20 protein-coding genes and 1 pseudogene are annotated in these 21,605 nt (G+C 68.4%); 14 read left to right on the top strand and 7 right to left on the bottom strand.

Annotated elements, in window-relative coordinates:
- The first annotated feature begins 13 nt into the window (after positions 1-13).
- Complete coding sequence (locus tag CRP45_RS20525; RefSeq protein ID WP_097246405.1) at positions 14-1,018, top strand: DUF6745 domain-containing protein; 1,005 nt, start codon at positions 14-16, stop codon at positions 1,016-1,018.
- 112 nt (positions 1,019-1,130) lie between these two features.
- Positions 1,131-1,478, top strand: coding sequence for a DUF1330 domain-containing protein (locus CRP45_RS20520; protein ID WP_097246404.1), 348 nt, complete (start codon positions 1,131-1,133; stop codon positions 1,476-1,478).
- A gap of 201 nt (positions 1,479-1,679) precedes the next feature.
- Here CRP45_RS20520 and CRP45_RS33930 read toward each other — a convergent pair whose 3' ends face one another.
- Positions 1,680-1,883, bottom strand: coding sequence for an EF-hand domain-containing protein (locus tag CRP45_RS33930; protein ID WP_179830938.1), 204 nt, complete (start codon positions 1,881-1,883; stop codon positions 1,680-1,682).
- 272 nt (positions 1,884-2,155) lie between these two features.
- Between CRP45_RS33930 and CRP45_RS20510 the strand changes: the two genes are divergently transcribed.
- A complete protein-coding gene (locus CRP45_RS20510; RefSeq protein ID WP_097246402.1) occupies positions 2,156-3,859 on the top strand; it encodes a cutinase family protein in 1,704 nt (567 codons plus the stop codon).
- Positions 3,860-4,048: 189 nt separating this feature from the next.
- On the opposite strand, the gene CRP45_RS20505 is transcribed toward CRP45_RS20510, so the two are convergent.
- The 3 genes from CRP45_RS20505 to CRP45_RS20495 all read right to left on the bottom strand — a co-directional run bounded on the left by CRP45_RS20505 (position 4,049) and on the right by CRP45_RS20495 (position 7,789).
- Positions 4,049-4,825 carry an acyl-CoA thioesterase domain-containing protein gene (locus tag CRP45_RS20505; RefSeq protein ID WP_245910264.1) on the bottom strand — a complete coding sequence of 259 codons (777 nt, stop codon included), beginning with the start codon at positions 4,823-4,825 and terminating at the stop codon, positions 4,049-4,051.
- 394 nt (positions 4,826-5,219) lie between these two features.
- Entirely contained in the window at positions 5,220-6,866 is a 1,647-nt protein-coding gene (locus CRP45_RS20500) for an ABC transporter permease (RefSeq protein WP_097246400.1), read from the bottom strand.
- Positions 6,867-6,868: 2 nt separating this feature from the next.
- On the bottom strand, positions 6,869-7,789 hold the full coding sequence (locus tag CRP45_RS20495; protein ID WP_097246399.1) for an ABC transporter ATP-binding protein: 921 nt from the start codon (positions 7,787-7,789) through the stop codon (positions 6,869-6,871).
- A gap of 82 nt (positions 7,790-7,871) precedes the next feature.
- Here CRP45_RS20495 and CRP45_RS20490 point away from each other — a divergent pair, with 82 nt between their 5' ends.
- The 5 genes from CRP45_RS20490 to CRP45_RS20470 all read left to right on the top strand — a co-directional run bounded on the left by CRP45_RS20490 (position 7,872) and on the right by CRP45_RS20470 (position 13,120).
- Entirely contained in the window at positions 7,872-8,453 is a 582-nt protein-coding gene (locus tag CRP45_RS20490) for a TetR/AcrR family transcriptional regulator (protein WP_097246398.1), read from the top strand.
- Between the two features lie 256 nt (positions 8,454-8,709).
- Positions 8,710-9,600, top strand: coding sequence for a DMT family transporter (locus tag CRP45_RS20485; RefSeq protein ID WP_097246397.1), 891 nt, complete (start codon positions 8,710-8,712; stop codon positions 9,598-9,600).
- A gap of 28 nt (positions 9,601-9,628) precedes the next feature.
- Positions 9,629-10,270, top strand: coding sequence for a class I SAM-dependent DNA methyltransferase (locus tag CRP45_RS20480; protein ID WP_097246396.1), 642 nt, complete (start codon positions 9,629-9,631; stop codon positions 10,268-10,270).
- A 134-nt stretch (positions 10,271-10,404) separates the two neighbouring features.
- A complete protein-coding gene (locus tag CRP45_RS20475) occupies positions 10,405-11,754 on the top strand; it encodes a WS/DGAT/MGAT family O-acyltransferase (RefSeq protein WP_097246395.1) in 1,350 nt (449 codons plus the stop codon).
- Positions 11,755-12,001: 247 nt separating this feature from the next.
- Positions 12,002-13,120 carry an NAD(P)H-dependent flavin oxidoreductase gene (locus tag CRP45_RS20470; RefSeq protein WP_067786751.1) on the top strand — a complete coding sequence of 373 codons (1,119 nt, stop codon included), beginning with the start codon at positions 12,002-12,004 and terminating at the stop codon, positions 13,118-13,120.
- On the opposite strand, the gene CRP45_RS20465 is transcribed toward CRP45_RS20470, so the two are convergent.
- Both CRP45_RS20465 and CRP45_RS20460 read right to left on the bottom strand, forming a co-directional pair.
- Positions 13,121-14,098, bottom strand: a complete 978-nt coding sequence (locus tag CRP45_RS20465; protein WP_097246394.1) for a DUF5996 family protein — start codon at positions 14,096-14,098, stop codon at positions 13,121-13,123.
- A 474-nt stretch (positions 14,099-14,572) separates the two neighbouring features.
- Positions 14,573-15,349 (bottom strand): FadR/GntR family transcriptional regulator, encoded by a 777-nt coding sequence (locus tag CRP45_RS20460; RefSeq protein WP_097246393.1) that lies wholly within the window; start codon positions 15,347-15,349, stop codon positions 14,573-14,575.
- A 251-nt stretch (positions 15,350-15,600) separates the two neighbouring features.
- On the opposite strand from CRP45_RS20460, the pseudogene CRP45_RS34675 reads away from it, so the two are divergent.
- The 3 genes and pseudogenes from CRP45_RS34675 to CRP45_RS20450 all read left to right on the top strand — a co-directional run.
- Positions 15,601-15,816: pseudogene (locus CRP45_RS34675) on the top strand (AarF/UbiB family protein); the annotation flags it as partial.
- A gap of 119 nt (positions 15,817-15,935) precedes the next feature.
- Entirely contained in the window at positions 15,936-16,214 is a 279-nt protein-coding gene (locus tag CRP45_RS34670; protein WP_245910263.1) for a hypothetical protein, read from the top strand.
- A gap of 155 nt (positions 16,215-16,369) precedes the next feature.
- Positions 16,370-16,996 carry an NAD(P)-binding protein gene (locus CRP45_RS20450; protein WP_143861488.1) on the top strand — a complete coding sequence of 209 codons (627 nt, stop codon included), beginning with the start codon at positions 16,370-16,372 and terminating at the stop codon, positions 16,994-16,996.
- Here the strand turns inward: CRP45_RS20450 and CRP45_RS20445 are convergent.
- Positions 16,962-17,549: a DUF459 domain-containing protein gene (locus tag CRP45_RS20445; protein ID WP_097246392.1), complete on the bottom strand. Its 588-nt coding sequence runs from the start codon at positions 17,547-17,549 to the stop codon at positions 16,962-16,964. The genes CRP45_RS20450 and CRP45_RS20445 overlap by 35 nt on opposite strands.
- 118 nt (positions 17,550-17,667) lie before the next feature.
- Here CRP45_RS20445 and CRP45_RS20440 point away from each other — a divergent pair, with 118 nt between their 5' ends.
- Genes CRP45_RS20440 through CRP45_RS20430 form a run of 3 tightly spaced genes read left to right on the top strand, consistent with a single transcriptional unit; the run spans position 17,668 to position 21,554 of the window.
- Positions 17,668-18,426, top strand: coding sequence for a 2OG-Fe(II) oxygenase (locus CRP45_RS20440; protein WP_245910262.1), 759 nt, complete (start codon positions 17,668-17,670; stop codon positions 18,424-18,426).
- Positions 18,413-19,138 carry an SDR family NAD(P)-dependent oxidoreductase gene (locus CRP45_RS20435; protein WP_067786739.1) on the top strand — a complete coding sequence of 242 codons (726 nt, stop codon included), beginning with the start codon at positions 18,413-18,415 and terminating at the stop codon, positions 19,136-19,138. Before CRP45_RS20440 ends, CRP45_RS20435 begins: the two co-directional genes overlap by 14 nt.
- A 43-nt stretch (positions 19,139-19,181) precedes the next feature.
- A complete protein-coding gene (locus tag CRP45_RS20430) occupies positions 19,182-21,554 on the top strand; it encodes a lysylphosphatidylglycerol synthase transmembrane domain-containing protein (protein ID WP_097246390.1) in 2,373 nt (790 codons plus the stop codon).
- Positions 21,555-21,605: the final 51 nt, after the last annotated feature.

Genomic DNA, 21,605 nt, shown 5'->3' with positions numbered 1-21,605 from the left:
ATCGAGAGAGCGTGTGACGAAGCGTGACGAATGGCGGTCGGTGTCGGCGGCCACCGGGCCCGGGGACCGGGCGGCGGCCGAGGACGCGGTGCGGGCGGCCTACCGACAGGCCGGGCTCGATACGCCGGAAACCATCGTGTGGGCACGCTCGCCCTTGGAGGCGGTGCGGATCTTGCGGGCCGCGCAGGACACCGGCGCATCGGTCCGCGAGGCGCTGCGCAACGCTCCGCTGGCGGCCGAACGCGCCCGCGTCAACGCCGAACTCGGCCACACGGGTTTCAGTGCGCACTGGAGGGAGACCGGCGCGGACCTCTGGGAGCTGACCGCCGCCGTGGTCGATCGAATCCGGGCCGGTGTCATCGACGAGGTGGGCGGTAACCGTAAGGAGCGGAACGCGATTCGCCTGCTACTGCTCGACGCCGTTCTCGGTCAGCACGATGCCGCGTGGCTGTCGGCGTTCGGCACCGAGGCAGGTGAGCCGTTGGCGGCGGCGGCGAGCGTCGCCCGCGAGGCGGGCTGGTGGTGGCCCTACGAGAAGATCGCGGTGATCAGCGAGCGGCCGACCGCACTGCACCGCGACGAAGCGGGGCGGCTCGACAACGGAGACGGCCCAGCCCTCGCCTACGCCGACGGATTCGCCCTGTTCGCCTGGCGCGGCATGCCGATCCCCGCCGAATTCCTCGACGACCTGCGCGCACTGACCCCCGAGCGGATCCGCGCCGAGGAGAACGCCGAACTGCGCCGAGTGATGCTCGAGTACTACGGCTACGACCGCTACCTCGACGAATCCGGCGCGCGACCGATCCACCGCGACGAGACCGGCGTGCTCTGGCGCATCGAACTCGACGGCGACGAGGACGTCGTGATGGTGGAGGTGATCAACTCGACCCCCGAACCAGACGGCACCAGCCGCACCTACTGGCTGCGGGTGCCGCCGGACACCGAGACCGCCCGCGCCGGCGTCGCGTGGACGTTCGGACTCGACGCCGGGGAATACCAGCCGCTACGACAGACCTGAGAACACCGGGATCGTTGGGGAGAAGAGCGCTTACCTGTCAGGTAATCGATCTCGGTCCGTTCTCGTGCCACGCTTGCGGTATCACGAAAGATGTTGGACCGGAAGGACGCCCATGCCCGCCTATGTCATCGCCCACCTGCAGGACGCGGCGCCGCATGCGGAGATCGCCGAATACATCGAACGCCTGCCCGGAACCTTCGAGCCGTACGGCGGACGCTACCTGGTGCACGCCACGCAGCACGAGGTGAAGGAGGGCAGTTGGCCAGGGGGCGTGGTGATGATCGGATTTCCCGGTATCGACGAGGCGCGGACCTGGTGGGACTCGGCCGCGTACCGGGAGATCGCGCCGCTCCGTTCGCGGCACATCGAGGGCGACATCATCATGGTCGAAGGGGTCCCCGAGGGCTACACCCCGACCGCGGCCGCACAGGCGATCCGGGAGGCCGCGGCCGCCGGGTAGTCCGCTGAGCTCATCGCGGACTCGAGGCGTGAGGTCGGTGGATGAGACCGGCTATCGCGGCGGCGTTTCCATCACCCGAGGCCACGGTCGGCGGGGAGATCCGGACACGGTGCGGCGCAGGCATCGCTCCGGCCGACCCGAAACCGACCGTGGCCAGGCGTTCTTCGCGATAGCCTTGAGCAGGCTTCGTTGCGATGCGGCCTAGCGACCGGCCAGGTAGGACTTCTCGAATTCCTCGAAGCTGATCTGGTCGTCCTTGTTCTTGTCGAGCAACCCGAAATACCTGGAGCTGGCCGCATCGCTGGTCGAGCGGGTGCGGTTGAGGTATTCCTTCAGCTCGGTGACGGAAATGTAGCCGTCATCATCGAGATCGATTTCGGCGAAGATCTGCGTGGCGTCGGCCATGGCAACTCTCCTTCGTAGCTGTCCGAATGGTGTCCCATCTTCTGGTCGAACTACGAGCCTCGAGCCTGTCGAATATACCGCCGCGATCGACCCGCGCGGACCGCTTCCGGAGGTGACCATGGATCTGCCCGAAGATGCTGTCGCCCCGGCTGGGTCGGCGTCCGTGCGGAATCGATCACAGTAACGCTCGCCGGTCGAAGCGCGACGTGCTTGGTGACACATGGCCCGTCGGGGGGCCTGTCCACCTGTCGGTACTGGAATGGGATCGGGACATGGCTTTTCGCGAGTTCTTCGCGCGGCATCGCATCGCTTCGGCCGTTGCCGCACCAGCAGTTCTCGGCGTGGCGGCGATAGTCGCCGCGTCGTTCGCCATCAATTCACCGCCGCACACGGCGGATACACAGCTCAGGGCTTCGGTCACGGAGTGCCACGACATGGTGACCATCTCGGTCGCCGGTCGCGGCGACACTCCCACGGCGGGGACCACGAAGTTGCTGGTCGACGCCAACGGCAACGAGTTGCCCGCCGCGCTGGCCGGTGACCACAACAGCCGCTGGGTCGACCCGGTCGTGAACGCTCCGGCCGACGACGTCGAGCCCGGCTCCTACGCCGCGGTCTACATCGCCTATCCGGCGAACATGGCCACCTACGAGGACGCCGTCAACGCGGGCGTCGCGAACACCCAGCAGGTGATGCGGGAGATCGCGCAGGCCTGCCCGGACACCAAGTTCTCGATCGTCGGTTACAGCGAGGGCGCCGACGTGGTCCGCCGCGTGGCGATGAACATCGGCCACCAGGAGGAGGGCGATCCGGCGATCGTCGATCCGGACGACGTGCTCGGTGTCGTCATCCTCGCCGACTCGGGCCGCTCGGCCGGCGACGGGCCGTTCCCCGGCTCGAAAGATCCGTTCAGCAACCCGGACGGCTTCGACCAGCAGTATCAGGACGGCAGGACGCCGGTCTCGGGCCAGGGCGCGCTGCCCGGCACCAGCGGTGACTTCGGCAAGCTGAACGGCAAGATCGCGTCGTTCTGCTCCGAGGGCGACCTGACCTGCGCGGCTCCGGAGAACATCTCGCTGTTGCAGCTCGTCGTGAACGTGGGCAGGCAGATCAACGTCGACCAGCTCGAGCGCGAGGGGCTCAACCCGACCACCGGCATGGACGTCGCCGTGGTCCTCGGACAGATCGCGATGGCGGCGTTCGCGGACATCGCGTCGCAGCCGAACTGGATGGCGAGCGACGAGACCTTCCTCGAGGTCCTGCTGCGCGTCTCCGACCCGGAGTACAAGCCGGGTCAGCAGCCGAAGGAGCCCGCGAAGGCGGACTCGATCTCGACCGAGCAGATGTCGCCGCTGGCCTACCTGCCGCAGAAGGTGCTGAACGAGATCATCGGTCTCGTCGTGACCAACCAGAACACCATCCCGGTGATCATGAGCGACCCGTACAAGCTGACGCTCGGACCGGACCACACCGGCCACCACTTCGACTACTGGCGCGACGCCAACCCGGGCGAAGGCAGGCCGCTGACCTCCGCCGAGTACGCGGCCGCGTGGCTGACCCATCTGGCGAAGCAGGCGCAGGCGGGCGAGACGATCGACAAGTCCTCCGAGCCCGACGCCACCGATTTCGCCGCCGCGCGGGAGGCGGTGGAGTCGGCCACGAAGCCGAAGTCCGCCTCGACCACGACGACGACCTCGGCCGCGCCGACCACTACCACCACCGCGCCGACCACCACGTCGACGACGAGCACCGTCGCACCGACGACCACTGCGCCGACCACAACGCCTCCGGCCACGTCCGAAACCTCCAGCACCACAACGGCTCCGGAGACCGCGAACCCGCAGGCGCGGACCTCGGTCGCGGCCCCCGCCCAAACCGTGGCACCGGCCGAGCCCGTGACCCCGACCACCACCCAGCCGACCACAACCCAACCCACCACCACGACCCCGGCGCCGACCACCACGGCCACCCGGTAGCCCGGCGATGTGGCGGCCACCGAACAGCCGCCCACATCTCCCGACAACGCCTTCACGATCGTCGATCGCGAAGGCGTTGTGCGTTGTGGGCCAATCGCTCAGCCCGCCACACAGGCATTCGACGTGTCACATAGGCACCGGCTGTGTGAGGCGTGTGAAAGGTGTGTGGGATGGCGCGCCCGACCGCGGTCAGCGCGGTCCCGGGGTGGGCTCGGCGGTTGCAGTGGCGAAGTCGATTTGGCGGCGTGCGTTGGACAGAGTGGTCACCACGCAGGTGCCGACCGCGCCGGTGCGGTCGTAGAGGGTGGCGCTGCCGACAGAGATGCCATCGGCGGCGATGGTGTTGTCGGCGCGAAGCCCGAGTTCGTAGCCGATCGGGAGACGAGACAGCGATACGGTGACATCGGCGTTGATGTAGCCGGCGCCTTCGGATCCCCAGTGGCACACGTGGTTGGTGGCGTCGCCGAGAATCGCGGCCCGCTGGAACGGGGTGATCGGCTCACCGGCAACCAGTGGCGGCAGGCTGTGCCAGGAGACCTTGCGTTCGGCGTTCTGATTCGCCGCGAAGTCGGAAGTCCATTCGCGCTCAACGCTTTTGAACAACGGCGGCGAACCCTCCGGGGACACGCAGCCCTCCGGAGGCATCGGCAGGTCTTGGATCGCACGCCACACCTGCCCTGGGGGCTCGGCGCCGGTGGCCAGGAAGACAACCGATGCCCGAGCACGCTCGTGGCCGTCTTGCACCATGGCGGCGTCGACGACGGCGATCCGTGAACCTCGCCGAACCACCCTGCTGCGCAGCTCGAACGGTGCGTTGGCGACAGGCTGGTACAGGTCCACTGTCAGCCGAGCCGGGACGAAGCCGTCGGGGCAGTGGGCTTCCACTTCACGAGCGAGCAGGCCACATACGCCGGTCCCGCTCAGCTTGGTCGGTGCCCACGGGCTGACCGCCAGCTTCGCAGCCACCAGCTGATCGCCTTGCCTGACAAAGAAACTCACCATTGCGCCGATACCCCTTCCGGACCGCTACCCGACCCCGAAGTGAAACACGTTACAGGTGCGAAGCCGACGCGGTCCGCACCAGCGGGTCCGCACGGCGGGTCGTCGTGATGGCGTCGCCGACCGGCGGGTGACGATCCGACTCGGCGGGCAGTATCGCTGCGCCACATAGGCATTCGACGCCTCGCATAGGCACCGGCTGTGTGAGGCGTGTGAAAGGTGTGTGGGACGCGCATGTGTGCCGCGGTTGTGGGTGGCGCGTGCAGGTCGGGTTCGCAGGGGGTTTGACGCCTCGCAGAGGTTGCAAGGTCTGCGAGGCGTGTAGCGGGGCTGCGAGGGTGGTGGTGGGTCGGGGCGCGGGTTAGGACGGGATATGGGTGGGCGCCGGGCGGGACAGGCGTACGGTTCGCAGCGTTCGGAGCAGGCCTGGGCCGCTGCGCGTTGGGATGTCGCGGGCGTTGAAGCCGTTGCGGCCCAGGGCGATCAAGATGGCGGCTAGCGTGGCGGAGGTGATCAGGGCCAAGGGGGAGACGGGTTCGGATGGAGTGCGGCCGACCCATTCCAGTGGGGAGAGGTTGCGGGTCCATTGGGGGAGGCGGAGGGTGTCGGCGAGGGTGGCGATCAGCGCTACGCCGATGAAGGCGGCCCAGCTCGCGGACAACGCGGCGGGGCGAATGCTGTAGAGCGCAACGGCGAGTCCCAGGAGTACGAAGACGGACGGTAGGTACGAGAGTGTGGCGAGGGTCAGGCGCAGCACGGCCGAGGAATCACCCACCGCCAGCGCGTCGCTCACGCCGAGTGCGAATCCGCTGACCGCGGCGACCACGACGGTGCCGCACGCGACGGTGAGCACGTCGGCGGACAACCATCGCGACCTCGAAACCGGCCCGGCCAGAACGGGTTCCAGCCGACCGCCCGGCTCGTCCTCCGCGATCCGGCCGACCCCTTGCACCGCGAATCCGGCGACGATCAAGGCCAGCAGCACAACGACGAACGACAGGTACGCATCCGGATCGGCACTGCCGCCGCCGAAGACGTCCTGGAGGGCGGCGTTGTCCGCCATCACGGTGCGGATCGCGTCGGCGAGCGCACCGAACGAAATGGCGACGAGCGCACCGATCACGCTCCACGCGACGATGCCGCCGCGATGCCTGCGCAGAGCGAAGCCCAACGGCCGCAGCAATATCGGTGCCGCCGATGTCGGTCCACGACGGGCGGCGAGCACACCGGCGCCGTGGTCGCGGCGCCCCGCGATCCAGCAGGCCGCGCCGAAAAGCACCGCGGCGAAACCCAGCGCCAGCAGCACCGGCCACCATCGCGCCGCGCCGAACGGGCGCGTCTGCTCCGCCCAGCCGATCGGCGAAAGCCACACCAGCCCGTTGCCGCGCACGTCGCCGATGCCGCGAAGCAGAAATGCCGCGATCAACACGGCGAGACAGATTCCGAGGACGTTTCGCGCCGACGCGACCACCTGCGCCGCCATAGCCGCGATCGCGGCGAAGCAACAGCCGAGCGACAACAGCGCCGCCGAATAGAGCAGGGCGCCAGGCAATTCCAGTCCCGCCACCAACAAGGCGACAACCATGGATACGGAAACCACCATCAGCGCGGAACCGGTCAGCACGACCGCCGCGGCGACTCCGGCGACCCGGCCGACGGATCCGGCCCGCAACAACTCCGCCCGCCCGGATTCCTCTTCGCGCCGCGTCATCCGCGTCACCAAATGAATTCCCATGAGCGGGAAGGCGAGTGCGCTCATGAACCCGAATTCGTACGCGATGACACCGCCGAGATCATCGAGTCCGTAAGGCCTGCCGTTGACCGCGAACAACGCCGTGCCCGATTCGGTGGCCGCCCGATAGCTCGCCAGCTCCTCCGGCGTGGAATACAGGCTGTCCAACGACCACACGGTCCCCGCGAAGACCGCCGCGAGTCCGAGAACCCAACAGAGAATCTGCCGACGGCTGCCGCGCAAGCCGACACCCGCCATCACCATGAATCCGCGCATCGCTAAACCGCCACCGTCTCGACGTCCCCGGCGGACGCGTAGTTGCGCAGGAACAACTCGTCCAGGCTCGGCGGATTCGCGGTGATCGACACCAACCCCGCCGCGTGCAGCGCGCCGACCGCCGTCCCGACGTGCCCGGCGTCGACGCCGAACGAGACCGCGTACCCGGCGCCGTCACGCTCGATGCGCACGGCACTCACCTCGGGCACGTCGTCCAATCCCGGCGGTGCTGTCGTGACGGCGTGCACGTGAGTCGTTGTGTGGCGGCGCAATTCGTCCAGCGTCCCCGTCGAGACCGTCCGTCCCTGCCGGATGATGCTGACCCGGTCGGCGAGCGCCTCGACCTCGGCGAGGATGTGACTCGACAGCAGCACGGTGCACCCCTCGCGCTTGCGTTCGGCCAGCGTCTGCTGGAACACCTGCTCCATCAGCGGGTCGAGGCCGGAGGTCGGCTCGTCCAGGATCAGCAGCTCGCTGTCGCAGGCGAACGCCGCGACCAGCGCGACCTTCTGCCGGTTGCCCTTGGAGTAGTCCTGGCTCTTCTTTCCCGGATCCAGCTCGAACCGTTCGACGAGGGCGTCGCGGCGGGCGCGGTCGAACCCGCCGTGCGCGGCGGCGAGCACGTCGAGGCATTCCCCGCCGGTGAGACCGGGCCACAGCGAGACGTCACCGGGGACGTAGGCGATGCGGTCGTGCAGCCGCACGGCGTCGCGCCACGGATCGCCGCCGAGCAGGCGCGCGGTGCCGCCGCTGGACCGGATCAACCCGAGCAGGATCCGGATCGTCGTCGATTTGCCCGCGCCGTTCGGCCCGAGGAATCCGTGCACCTCGCCCGCCTCGACCCGCAGGTCGAGCCCGTCGAGGGCGGTGAAGTCGCCGAACCGCTTGCGCAGTCCGATCGTTTCGATGACGGCGTCGGCCATAGCCGCTCCCACCTTTCAGAATGTCGGTGTGTACCGATGGTACACACTAGAGGTGCGAACGACTAGGTCCTAGGATGTGTGCATGCCGCTCCCCCGCTTCACCCGGCTACCCGCCGACGAACAACGCCGCATCCTCGATGTCGCGCAGCGGATCTTCGCGGAGGACGGCGTGGAAACCGCCTCCTACAACCAGATCATCGCGGCGGCGGGCATCTCGAAATCCTCGGCGTACAACTACTTCGACGGCCGCGAAGACCTGCTCTACACCGCACTCGACGACGTCGCCGCCCGCCTGGCGGAGGTGCTCGGCACGTGGCGGCAGGTCGCGGACAACGCCGAGTTCTGGGCGCAGTTGAAGACCGTCGAGCAGCGGCTGCGCGCCCACATCGAAACGCACCCCGCCGACCTCGCCCTGATCGATCCGGCCTTCCTGCTGCGCGAACAGGGCGCGTTCACGTCCTGGATCGCCGACTTCGTCGCGAACGGAATCGCCATCGGGCTCATCACCGTCGAGACCGACCGCAACCTCCTCGTCGCCGCCACCGCCGCCGTCCTCCGAGCGGTCGACGGCTGGGGCGCCGCCGAGATGAAAGCAGGCCGGACGCCCGACCCGGATCAGGCCTGGATCCTCCTGCGCAACCTGTGGGGCACCCCACGCACTTGACCCAACCGCGTACCGGTCAGGTTCGGCGCGATCCGCCTACTCGGTCGCTGATCGGCGGATGCTCGCGAAAGTCTTTGCCGCGCCGCCCTATTGCGCGATACACCGGCGTCGGAACCCAAAGGAATCGACGTACCGAAAAGACCGGTCGCCCAGCGAAATCGGATCTGTCGGATCATGGGATCACCCGCTAGGCTCCTCGTGGATCGAAAGCGAGCGAGAGCATGAAATCTGCGGCGACGGCTCGGGAGACGGCGCGATGAGCAAGCGCGGTTGGCTGCTGTTTCTGGCGATGGGCGTGATCTGGGGTGTGCCGTACGCGATGATCGCGGTCGCGGTCGAGGACTTCGACCCGGCGTTCGTCGCGTTCGGCCGGACGCTGATCGGCGGCCTGTTGCTGCTGCCGATCGCGCTGTACACCGACGCGCTGCGCCCGGTCTTCCGACGCTGGCGACCGCTGCTGCTCTACACACTGGTGGAGATCTCGGGTCCGTGGTTCCTCATCGGATACGCCGAGACGACGCTCAACAGTTCCACCGTCGGCCTGCTGATCGCTGCGGTGCCGTTGATCGCGGTGCTGATCGTGTCCCGCCTCGGCCACGAAACGATCGACGCGCGAAGGCTTTTGGGCCTGGTCGTCGGCTTCGCGGGCGTCGCCGCGTTGGTCGGCCTCGACGTGGACCTGTCGAATCCGGCGGCGATCGGCGCCATCGTGCTGACCACCATCGGCTATGCCGTCGGCCCGATCGTCATCAACCGTTCGCTCGCGGATCTACCGCCGATGGGCGTGGTCACCGCCTCGCTGCTGCTCGCGGCGGTGCTCTACGCACCGTTCGCCGCGCTGCGCAGGCCCGAGCACTTCCCCGCTGATGCCTCGCTGTCGGTGCTCGGCCTCGCGATCGTCTGCACGGCGGCGGCGTTCCTGCTGTTCTTCGCGCTGATCGGCGAGGTCGGTCCGGCGCGCGCCACGGTGATCACCTACATCAACCCGGCGGTCGCGATCGTGCTCGGCGTGACGCTGTTGAACGAGCCGCTGACCGCGGGGATGGCGATAGGATTCCCGCTGGTAGTGCTCGGATCGTTCCTCGGAACACGGCAGTCTCGCGCCGCCGCTCCGCAGGACGACCCCGCGCTCTCCGCGACGCCATGAGACACCTTTCGCGCAAAGGAGTTCCGGTTTGACCCATGCCGATGTCGACGCCACCCGCACGGCCTACGACGACATTGCCGAGCTCTACACCGGGCTCTTCCGTGGACATCTGGCGGCCCAGCCTTTCGACCGCGCGGTGCTCGGCGCGTTCGCGGAACGGCTGCGGGCCAATGGTTCCGGGCCGGTCGCCGACATCGGCTGCGGCCCCGGCCGAATCACCGGGCACCTCAAGTCACTCGGCGTCCCGGTCTTCGGCATGGATCTCTCGCCGCGCATGATCGAACTGGCGCGCAACGAGTTTCCGGGCCTGCGCTTCGAGGTGGGATCGATGGAGGAACTCACCATCGAGGACGGCGCGTTGGCCGGACTCGTCGCCTGGTATTCGATCATCCACCTGCCGCCGGAGCGGGTGCCGCACGTGTTGAACGAGTTCTACCGGGTACTCCGGCCTGGAGGGCACGCACTGCTGGCATTCCAGGCGGCGGATGCCGCGGCCACCGTACTCGCCTTCGATCACAAGGTGACTCGGGCCTACCGTTGGTCACCTGACCGGCTTGCCGGACTGGTGCGCGAAGCGGGCTTCACGGAGATCGCCAGAATGGTCCGCGCGCCGGACCCCGACGAGCGGTTCGATCAGGCATACCTGATGGTTGCGAAGCCGGTGCGCTGATTCGGCGCACGCTCCCGGGTACCGCCGGGTAGGTTTGGTACGGGTGCGTAGGTTTCTGTGGTGCGTCCCACCCGACAACGTGGTCGATTGTTCATTGCACAAGATCTCCACCGTCGTCAGGGGGCGACTCATACATGGAATTCATCGCACCGGTTGATGCCGTGTTTCTGCTGGCCGAATCCCGCGAGCACCCGATGCACGTCGGCTCGCTACAGCTGTTCGAACCGCCGGAGGGGGCCGGTCCGGAGTTCGCAAGGGAGACCCACGAAAAGCTGTTGTCCTGCCGCGAGATTCACCCCACCTTCCGCAAGCGCCCGGCCAATCTGCTCGGCTCGCCACAGCTGGCCTGGACGCTGGAGGACGAGGTGGAGCTGGACTACCACGTCCGCCGCATCGCGCTGCCCGCTCCCGGCACCCACGAGCAGCTGATCGAGCTGGCCTCCGGCCTGCACAGTTCGCTGCTCGACCGGCACCGTCCGCTGTGGGAAGTGCACCTGATCGAGGGTCTGAAGGACGGCCGCTTCGCACTCTATTCGAAGATGCACCACGGCTTGATCGACGGCGTCTCGGCACAGCGGCTGCTCCAGCGCACGTTGACCGACGACCCCACGTCGACCGAGGCGCGGGTGCCGTGGAACCTGCCCCGCTCGGGACGCAAGAAGGAGCCGTCGAATTCCGGATTGCTCGGCGCGGCAAGAACTCTCGTCTCCGCCGCCGCTTCCGCCTCGCCGCTGCTCCGTGCGGCGCGCACCGCGCTGCGCGAACAGCAGGTGACGCTGCCGTTCGAGGCGCCGAAGACCATGTTCAACGTGCCCATCGGCGGCGCTCGCCGCTCGGTCGTTCGCTCCTGGCCGATGGAGCGGATCAAACAGGTGCGCAAGGCGACCGGCACGACGATGAACGATGTCGTGCTCGCGATGTCGGCGGGCGCGCTGCGCACCTACCTCGCCGAGCGCGACGCGCTGCCGGACAAGCCGTTGATCGCCATGGTGCCGATGTCGCTGCGCACGCCGGACGACACCGAGACCAACGGCGTCAAGGTCGGCGCGCTGCTGTGCAACCTCGGCACCGATCTGGCGGACCCGATCGCCAGGCTGCGGACGGTGAGCGAGTCGATGCAGAAGAGCAAAGAGGTCTACAGCGAGCTCTCGCCGGTGCAGTCGATGGCGCTCTCGGCGCTGATGGTCAGCCCGATCGCGTTGAACCTGATCCCCGCGCTCATCCCGTGGACCAGCCCGCCGTTCAACATCGTCATCTCGAACGTGCCCGGTCCGCGCGAGCCGATGTATTGGAACGGCGCCCGGCTCGACGCCATCTACCCGCTCTCCATCCCGTTCGACGGCCAGGCCGTGAACATCACGCTCACCTCGAACGCCGACAATCTGGACTTCGGCCTGGTCGGCTGCCGCCGCAGCGTGCCGCAGTTGCACCGCATGCTCGACCACTTGGAGGGCGCGCTCGCGGAGCTGGAGAACGCGATCTAGCCCCGCCCGAGGAAGGGGTACCGCGACAAAACTAGAACGTGTTACTGTCGAGCTATGGTGCCCCCACCGGTCGATGACGACGCCGCCACGGCATGGCGATACCCGCGGTGTTCGGCGGATTCGGCCGGTCGGGGCGGCAGTCCGTCGCCCGCGAGGCGAAACCCGCGCGGCAACTATGTAACCCGTTCTAGAACGTCCGCGGCCGCTGCGATCCGGTCACGGCGTAGGTAAGGGAGACCAGCACCCGATGCGTACCGAAATCTGCGACCGGCTGGGGATCGAGTTCCCCATCTTCGCCTTCACCCACTGCCGCGACGTGGCGGCCGCGGTCAGCAATGCCGGTGGGCTCGGCGTCCTCGGCGCGGTGGGCTTCACCGCCGAGCAGCTCGAGGTCGAGCTCGCCTGGCTGGACGAGCACGTCAACGGCGTGTACGGCGTCGACCTGGTGATTCCCTCCAAGTACGAGGGCAAGGGCATCGACGACCTGACCCCCGAGCAGCTGGAAGCCAAGCTCGGTGAGATGGTGCCCCAGGGCCACCGCGACTTCGCGGAGAAGATCCTGGCCGATCACGGCGTCCCGCGCCTGCCCGCGGAGGAGCATCACAACCAGCTGCTCGGCTGGACCGCGACCACGGTGGCCCCGCAGATCGAGGTCATCCTGAAGCACCCCAAGGCCAAGCTGGTCGCCAACGCGCTCGGCACGCCGCCCGCGGACGTGATCGAGCAGATCCAGGGTTCCGGCAGGTTGATCGGCGCGCTGTGCGGTTCGGTCAAGCACGCGCTCAACCACAAGGCCGCAGGCCTGGACTTCGTGGTCTGCCAGGGCACCGAGGGCGGCGGGCACTGCGGCGAGATCTCGTCCATGGTGCTCTGGCCGCAGGTCATCGACGCGATCGGCGATATGCCGATGCTGGCCGCAGGCGGCATCGGCGACGGCCGTCAGGTCGCGGCTGCCATGGCCATGGGCGCGGCGGGCGCGTGGACCGGCTCGCTGTGGCTGACGGTCGAGGAGGCCAACGTGCCGCCCGCGCAGATGCAGACCTACATCGACGCGAGCAGCCACGACACCGTGCGCTCGCGCTCGTGGACCGGCAAGCCGTGCCGCATGCTGCGCAACGACTGGACCGACGCGTGGGAGTCGGCCGACACCCCGGACCCGCTGCCGATGCCGCTGCAGATGATGGTGGCGCTGGACGGCGTCAAGCGCGGCCACCGGTACCCGGAGGCCGCGAAGGACGTCAACTTCAACCCGGTCGGTCAGGTGGTCGGCATGATGACCAAGGTGGAGCGTTCCGCCGATGTGGTCCAGCGGCTGATCAACGAGTACGTCGAGGCGTGCGACCGCCTCAACAAGCTCAACGGCTGATCACGCGGGCCATTCCGGCCAGCGCGCCGCTTTCTGTTCGAGCACCGGATCGGTGATGCCGCCCCAGCAGGCCAGCCGGTCGGTATCCCATCCGGCGAGCTCGGCGCCGTTGGCGTAGACGGATTGGAAGAACTCCAGTGCCGCGCCCACCGGGTCGCCGGTGCGGCGCGCGTCGTCGTAGGCGTAGTACGCGGAATGGCCGGAGCCGGAGGCGACCCAGCGCGCGCCCGCGGGCTTCAGCGCCCGGTCCGCGAGCCCGTCGGGTTCCGGCGCGACGTAGGAGTAGAAGGTCGGCTCGGGCACCTTGTCGTCGCCGAACCAGAATCCGGCGCTGATCACCTCGCGCGAATAGGCCTCGCGGGTAACGGAATCGACCGTCGCGGGCATCTCGATCTGGCGCGGCGAGAACCGCTGCACCGCGATATCGAATGTGTGCCAGAACAATTGGACCGGGCTGATCTTGCCGGAGTAGGTGGCGCTGAACTCCTCCAGTATTCGCCCGACCTGGCTCTGCACGCGAAAAGCCCTGCGCGCCTTGTCCGGATCGTAGGCGGCGTGGTCGGTGTCCTCTTCGAACCACCGGTCGGAGTCGGGCAGGTCGAAGGGGTGCGGGTGCGGCATGACGACCTGGATGCCGAGGTCGCCGAGTCCGCCCATCACGTCGGTGTAGAAGGAGGCGACGGACTGCTGGAGCAGGTCGATCTCCACCTCGACGCCGCGATCGGTGGCGATGCGCAGCACGTGGTCGAAGAAGTCGAAGGAGCAGGTGAAGACCGGCCCGTTGCGTGCGGTGCCGAGCGGAACGGTGGTCCAGCCCCGGGCGGTCAGCCGGAAGGTCATGTGCCACCAGTGGTTGCGGCGGATGCCCTTCGCCAGGGCGACCTTGCCGACCACCTGGGCGAAACGGTGCAGCGTGTCCTTGGTAGGACGCCAGGATTCCAGCGGTATGGCGGGCAGCGATTCTGCTGGCTCGGTCATGACGAAAACGGTACGACCGACTCCGGCAATTCGCTGGCAAATCGTTCGGTCGGCCTGCCCGCTTCGGCAAGCAGTCACCGACACGTGCACTTGTGCGGGGCCGGCAGACCTGCAAGCCGTATTTTCCGTTGGTAGGCACTCCCCCGGAGATCCACACCACGAGTAGGCACACCCGCCCCCGCCAGTCCGATGACGGGACGGCCCGACGCCGTGCGCTGCGGCGCCGAGTCCGCGGGTCGCCGCGCGCCGTCGAGGATCCGGCCGCACCCATCACGCCTCCCCGTGATGGGACAGCGGCGGCGGTAGCCCCGAGCGCGTCGGCGACGCCGTCCAGCCAGACTCAGAATACCTGTCTCAGACGCAGTATGCCGAGATACGTAATGAACAAGTGACCAAGTCGCCGAAGAGCCGCGAATCGCGCGACCGCCCGGAAGGGCTGGACTCAGACAGTCTGATTTGTACGTTTTCCCCGAATCAGGCGGTCGCCGCGTGCGCGTCCTCGACTTCGGCTTCCCCGCCGCCGAGCAGTTCCTCGAATCGCGCGATGACCTTGTCGTGGTACATCCCGAACAGGTCCTCGAACAGCGCGAGCTGCGCCTCCGACGGGCCGGAGCCGGATTCCCAGACCGCGACGAGCGCTCGCCACACCAGGACGTGCAGGTCGGCGGCGCCCGCGAAGTACGCCTCGATCGCCTCGGGCACCTCGAGCACCATTTCGCCGATGGTGTTCATGATCGCCCGCTGCATGCTGAGCCCGAGGGCGGTCAGCAAACGCCGGACCAGAGCGACCTCGATCGCCAGGATCTGGCGATAGTCCGGAACCTCCAGGCGGGCAAGGGCTTCCAGTTCGTCGATGGCCGCCTTCAGCTCGGCCGGGTCGATCTCCTGTTCGCTCGCGGTGTAGGCGAGCAACGCTTCCATGACGATGCCGCGCTGAACGTCGACGATGTCGTGGAACATCTCGATCGCAACGTCGGGCATCGGCACCGAGAAGCGGAACAGATGGCGGTACACGTCGAGGCCGCCCGCCTCCCGCACATCGCGAATGGTGAAACCCTTACCGCGACGCGCCTCGACGAATCCATACGATTCCAGCCTGCCCAAGGTCAACTGCGCGGTCGCGCGATTCATATCGAATTCTTCGGCGACCTGGCGGACCGACGGCATCAAATCCCCCGGCTGATATTCCCCCGCGGCAACCCGGCGCGCCAACTCGTCGGCAACGTCGGCGACTACCGTTTGGGATCCCATCGGATGCCACCTTTCGACTGTTTTCCCGATACGTCCCAGACAGTCTAAGCCCTGCTGTGCGAGACTGCACCTGTGTAACACTGATCCGTGCACAGTGTGAGGTGATTCATGGCCATTCGCCGTCGGCCTGCGCCCCCGGGCACCGAATCCCGAGGTAGACGCCTTTTCGCGGTGCCGACGGATGGTGCGCACCGGAACTCGCCGAGCCCTACCGGATCGCGCTGAGCCGCCTCCAGGACGCCGCGCCCGCCATGCTCCCCGCCGCCGTGGACGCCGCCATGACGGCGAGCATGGGACCGGACTGGCGCTGGCATTTCCGGGAATTCGACGAGCGCCGCGCGGCGGCCGCCTCGATCGGCCAGGTGCACCGCGCGGTCTGGCGCGACGGGACGCCGGTCGCGGTGAAGGTGATGTATCCCGGCGGCCGCGCGGCGGTGGCGGGCGATCTCGGGCAGTTGCGCCGATTCTCCGCGCTTGCCAATGTCTTCCTGCCGGGCGCCGACGTCGAGGGCGTGCTCGCGGCGATCACCGAATGTAGCCGCGCAGCGGTCTGCTGTACGGCGATCCGCACCCCGGCAACTTCCGGGTGCTGCCCGACGGCAGGCTCGGCGTCGTCGATTTCGGGGCGTGCGCGGTCTGGCCGCCGGACGGGTTCGACGAGTTGGCGCAGGACTGCGTGCGCGCGGTCTTCCGCGGCGGGCCCCGCGAGCTGGAGGCGGCCCGGCGCCCGCCCCGCCGGTTGCTCCCGCCCCGATCTCCCTGCTTCGCGCGGCCGACTCGGCGCAGGTTTCCCTGGGTTGACCTGCACGAAGTCCGGAAAGATCGCGCTGGATTCCCGTCTGGGACACTGCTACTCTCGCGGTAGGCGTACCTCCGCCTTCGCTCCGGCCGTGCGCGGTCCAAGGACGGATTTCTCCGGCAGCGCTGGTTGTGCGTACCTCCGCGTCCGCTCCGGCCGTGCGCGGACTGTGGACGGACTTCGTCCGCAGCGGTGTTCAGCCCTACCAACGGAGGTAAGTCGTGTCGAGCGCAGCGAGCCCGCGTCCCGTCGAGCGACCGGAATTCGAGGTCGCGATCATCGGGGCGGGCCCGGGCGGTATCGCCGCGGGCGTGAAGCTGAAGAGGGCGGGCATCGATGATTTCGTCGTGCTCGAGCGCGCCGACGAGGTGGGCGGCAGCTGGCACGAGAACCACTACCCCGGCCTCGGCGTGGACATCCCGTGCTACGCCTACCAGAGTGTTTCGGTACCGGGTCTACCCAACCGCTGGACTCTCGTTGGGCCGTACTCGTGGACAGGAAGCGGCTGGCACGCCTTCGTCGAGATGACCGCCGACCACGCCGTCCGCGCGATCACCGAGGCCAAGCGGCGCGCGGCGACCGCGGTGGAGGTGAAGCGCTCCCGGCACGACGCCTACCACCGCGACATCCATCGCAGGGGTGCGGCGCTGCGGTACTACCTGGCCGAACTCAACGGACACGTGCCGACCTACTACCGGAACTCGCGCGGCGACACGACCTATGTGCGCCCGTCCGGATTCTTCGAGGCCCGGCGCGGCAATCGCCGCTTTCCGTTGGACGACTACGACTATCGGTCGCTGAACTCCGAAACGCTCAGCGGGACAACCACTTCAGCCAGACCGGCATGATCAGCTCCGCGACCGCGTCGTAACCGGCCGCGCCGGGATGCGCGCCGTCGCCTTCGCGTACCTCCCGCATCCACACCTGGTTCGCGCGCAGTTCGTGGTGCACGCGGGCGTACGGCGCTCCGGCCGCGGCGCAGATCTCGGCGAAACGCTCGTCGAGGTGGGCGGTCCTGGCGTTGTGGGCTTCGTCGTCGACGGGCGGTGGGGCGACGATCATTGTCTGCCAACCGCGTTCGGCTGCGTGCGCAAGCAGTCCGGTCAGGTTGTCCGCCGATTCGTCGGGATCCACCCGCGGCGAACCGTTTTCGAGCACGGTGTCGTTGACGCCGAACGAGAAGACCACCCTGGCGTCGGTTCCCTCGGGCAGCCGCGGCGTGCACTCGGCCTGCCAACGCGCGGCGATGTCGGCCGAGGTCTCGCGCCGCACGCCGAGGTTGTACCCGGTGAACGGCATGGCAGCGGCGCCGAGACGGCCGGCCCAGCCGAGGCAGCGGGGATCGCCGACACCCGCGACGAACGAGTCACCGACGAAGCAGATGCGAAGATCACGAGCCACCGGTCGATCCTCTCGCGACCGGTCCCGCTGTGGAATCCCGGCCGCTCGAAATTCGGCGGACGAAGGCAATAAGATCGGCGTGTTCGTCCGGGAGGGAGTGACGTTGTCAGGGGAAACGGTGAGTCAGGCGCCCGCGTGGTTCACGGAGTTGTTCGCGCATCGGCGCTGGATCCGGCGGTCGCAGCCGTTTCCGCACGTGTATGTGCGCGACGTCTTCGTCGAGGATTTCTACCAGCGACTCGCCGCCGAGTACGAACGGGTGCGCGCCGCGCGAGCGGAGGCGTTCTCGAAGGTGGCCACCAACTACAGCGCCAGCGGAATCCCGCTGGCCGAGTTGCGCAACGGACCGCTCGCGCTGTTCACCTCGCGGGAATGGCACGACCTCATCGCGTCGGTGGCCGGGGTGGAGGTCACCGGCGACGTGGAGGGGTCGATCCACCACCATCCGCCGGACAGCCCGGCGGGCTGGCCGCACAACGACCTGAATCCGGCGTGGTTCTCCGGTCCCGCCCCCGGCCCCGGCGAGGTGCGGTTACCGGACCCGAGCGTAGACACGAAGACGGGGGCGAAGTCCGACGGCGTCACCGCGCGGGAGACGGTGCGCGCGGTCGCGGTGCTGTTCTATCTGGGCAATCCGGGATGGCAGCCGGGCGACGGCGGCGAGACCGGCTTGTACGCCAACATCGCCGACCCGGCGCCGACGCTCGCGGTGCCGCCGCTGGACAACTCGATGGTGCTGTTCGAGTGCTCGCCGCGTTCCTGGCACACCTACCTCGGCTACAACCGAGCGGCGCGCAACAGCATCGTGATGTGGCTGCACCGGCCGAAGGACGACGCGATCCAGCGTTGGGGAGGAGACCGCATTGTCCAGTGGTAACCGGCGGGTCTGCCTGCTCACCGGCGCGGGCGGCCTCCTGGGCGACGCCTTCTGCCGCGCCCTCTACACCGCCTACGACATCGTCGCCGTCTGCGGCACCCGCATCCCGGCGACGCCCTCGCAGCACGAGTGGTTCGTCGATCCGTTCGACCCTCGGGGCACGGTGCCGGAGAACGAATCCAGGGTCTTCCTGATCCGTTCCGATCTCACCGCGCCGGGTGAGGTCGACCGGGTCATCGATCTGGCGCTCGCCAAGTTCGGCGGCGTCGACCTGCTCGTCAACAATGCCGCGAGCCTGCGGCTGCATCCGCAGGGCATCGTCGACGGCGACTCCGCCATCGACGACTTCGAACCTCAATTCGCGCTGAACGTCGGTGTGCCGCTGCGACTCTCGGCTCGACTGGCGCAGCGCGGCTGGATGCACGACATCGACGGCAACCGCGCGCGCAACCGGAACATCGTCAACGTCTCCAGCCTGTCCGGCTCCAACGTCTATCCCGGCGGCCAGGCGGTGTACGCCGCGTCCAAGGCGGCGCTGAACCATTTGACCAGGCACCTTGCCGCGGAGTTCGCCGAGTTCGGAGTCCGCGCCAACGCGGTGGCTCCCGACAGCTTCCCGGCCCGGGTGCCGACGGAGAAGGTGTTGCAGGCGATCCTCGAGCTGGACACCGGCGCGATGACCGGAGGCGTGTACAGCGTCGTCGCCAGCTGAGCCCGCCCTGCCGCCGCGGCACCGCCTCTGGCAGGGTGAACACATGCGAGTCGACGGGCGGGAGATCCCGGTAACGGGTAGTCTCCTGCAGCCGCTGATCCGGCGGACCACGGACATCGTCCGGGTCATGCTGGCGGCGCTGTGGCTCGGCGTGGTGATCGCGGCCTCGGTGATCACCCGGCCGGAATGGCTGGCGCTGGAACGGTCGGTCTCCGAGATCGTCGACTTCCTCACCCCGGACCAGTCCAACCTGGTCTACCTGATCTACGGCATCGCGATCCTCATCCTGCCGTTCGCGATCCTCATCGAGCTGATCATCGGGCGGGCGTGGAAGCTGCTCGCCGGCTACGCCGCGGCCGGGCTGGTCGCGGGGCTGCTGCTCTCCATCACCGGCACCGGCATCTCCGCGCCGCAGTGGCACCTGCAGGTGCCCGATCGGCTGGACACCTTCCTCTCCCAGTTCCTCGACGACCCGCGCTGGATCGCCATGCTCGCCGCGGTGCTGACGGTCTCCAGCCCGTGGCTGCCGACCAAGCCCCGGCGCTGGTGGTGGTTCCTGCTGCTGGCCTTCGCGCCGATCCATCTGGTGGTCAGCACCGTGGTGCCCGCGCGGGCGATGTTCGGGCTCGCGGTGGGGTGGCTGGTCGGCGCGGTGATCGTCTGGGTGGTCGGCACCCCGGCGCTGGAGGTGCCGTTGGACGCCGCGGTGCGGGTGCTCGCCAAACGCGGGCACACCGTCACCGGATTCACCGTGGTGCGACCGGCCGGGTCGGGTCCGCTGGTGCTCGCCACCGCCGTGACCGGTCCGGAGCGCGAGCTGACTGTCGAGATGTACGGCAAGAACCAGCGCAGCCACGGCGCGCTACGCATGCTCTGGCGCTGGCTGACCTTCCGCAGCAGCGAGACCGGTGCGCTGCATGGTTCCATGCACCGAGCCGTCGAGCATCGGGCGCTGATGACGATCGCCGCCGGCGATCTCGAGCTCGCCGGTCAGCAGGTGATCGCGGTGGCGGCGCTGGATCGCGGCTGGATGCTGTACGCGCATACCGACTCCGGCGGCGCCTCGATCGCCGAAACCCCGATCGACCGGTTGCCCACGGTGTGGAAGGCGCTCGACGCGCTGCACACCGGCCGGATCGCGCACGGCGACCTGCGTCCGGACGACATCCGGGTCACCGAGGACGCCGTGCTGTTCAGCGGTTTCGGCAACGCCGAGTTCGGGGCGTCGGACACCCAGATCCAGTCCGACATCGCGCAGCTGCTGGTCACCACAGCCGCGATCTACGGCAAGGAATCCGCGGTGCGCGCCGCCATCGACGCGCTCGGCGAGCAGACCGTGCTCACCGCGACCCGCCGCCTCACCAAGTCGGCCATGCCGTCCGGTATCCGGGTCTCGATTCCGGAGTGGGGTTCGATCGTCTCCGAGACCCGCGACGAGGTGCGCGAGCAGACCGGCAAGGATCGGATCGAGGCCGACCAGATCACCCGGTTCTCCCGCAACCAGATCATTCAGCTGGTGCTACTGATCGGGCTCGTCTACGTGGCGTACCCGTTCATCAGCCAGGTCCCGACCTTCTTCACCCAGCTGAGGACGGCCAACTGGTGGTGGGCGCTGCTGGGGCTCGCGGTCTCCAGCCTCACCTACATCGGCGCCGCGGCCGCGCTGTGGGCGTGCGCGTCCGGCATGGCGAGCTTCCGCAACCTGGTCGTCATGCAGATCGCCAACACCTTCGCCGCGACGACCACGCCCGCGCGCGTCGGCGGTCTCGCGTTGAGCGTGCGGTTCCTGCAGAAGAGCGGGCTCGGCGCGGTGCGGGCCACCGCGGCCGTCGCGTTGCAGCAGGCGGTGCAGGTGATCACCCACGTCAGCCTGTTGATCCTGTTCAGCATCGTGGCGGGGACCTCGGCGGACCTCTCGCATTTCGTGCCGGACCCGCTCGTCATCTATCTGGCCGCTGGTGTCGGCGTCGGCATCATCGGCACCTTCATGTTCGTGCCGAAACTGCGGCGCTGGCTGAACACTTCGGTCCGTCCCCAGCTGCAGGAAGTGCTCGGCGAACTGGGCCAGCTGGCACGGGACCCGAAGCGGTTCGCCACCATCGTGGCGGGATGCGCCGCCATCACGCTCGGCATGGCGGGTGCGCTGTGGGCCAGCGTGGAGGCGTTCGGCGGCGGCACCACGTTCGTCACCGTCACGATCGTCACCATGATCGGCGGCACGCTCGCCTCGGCCGCGCCGACCCCCGGCGGCGTCGGCGCCGTCGAGGCGGCACTGATCGGCGGTCTGGCCGCCTTCGGCCTACCCGCGAACATCGCCGTGCCCGCGGTGCTGCTCTACCGCGTGCTCACCTGCTGGCTGCCGGTGTTCTGCGGTTGGTTCACCATGCGCTGGATGACCGCGAAGAACATGATCTGAGCGATTCGCTCCGGCCGTGCGCGGGCTGCGTCCGTACTTCGCACTCCCGCT

It is taken from the genome of Nocardia amikacinitolerans (assembly GCF_900215415.1).
GTDB lineage: Bacteria > Actinomycetota > Actinomycetes > Mycobacteriales > Mycobacteriaceae > Nocardia > Nocardia amikacinitolerans.
This window is presented reverse-complemented; position numbering and strand designations above follow the sequence as displayed.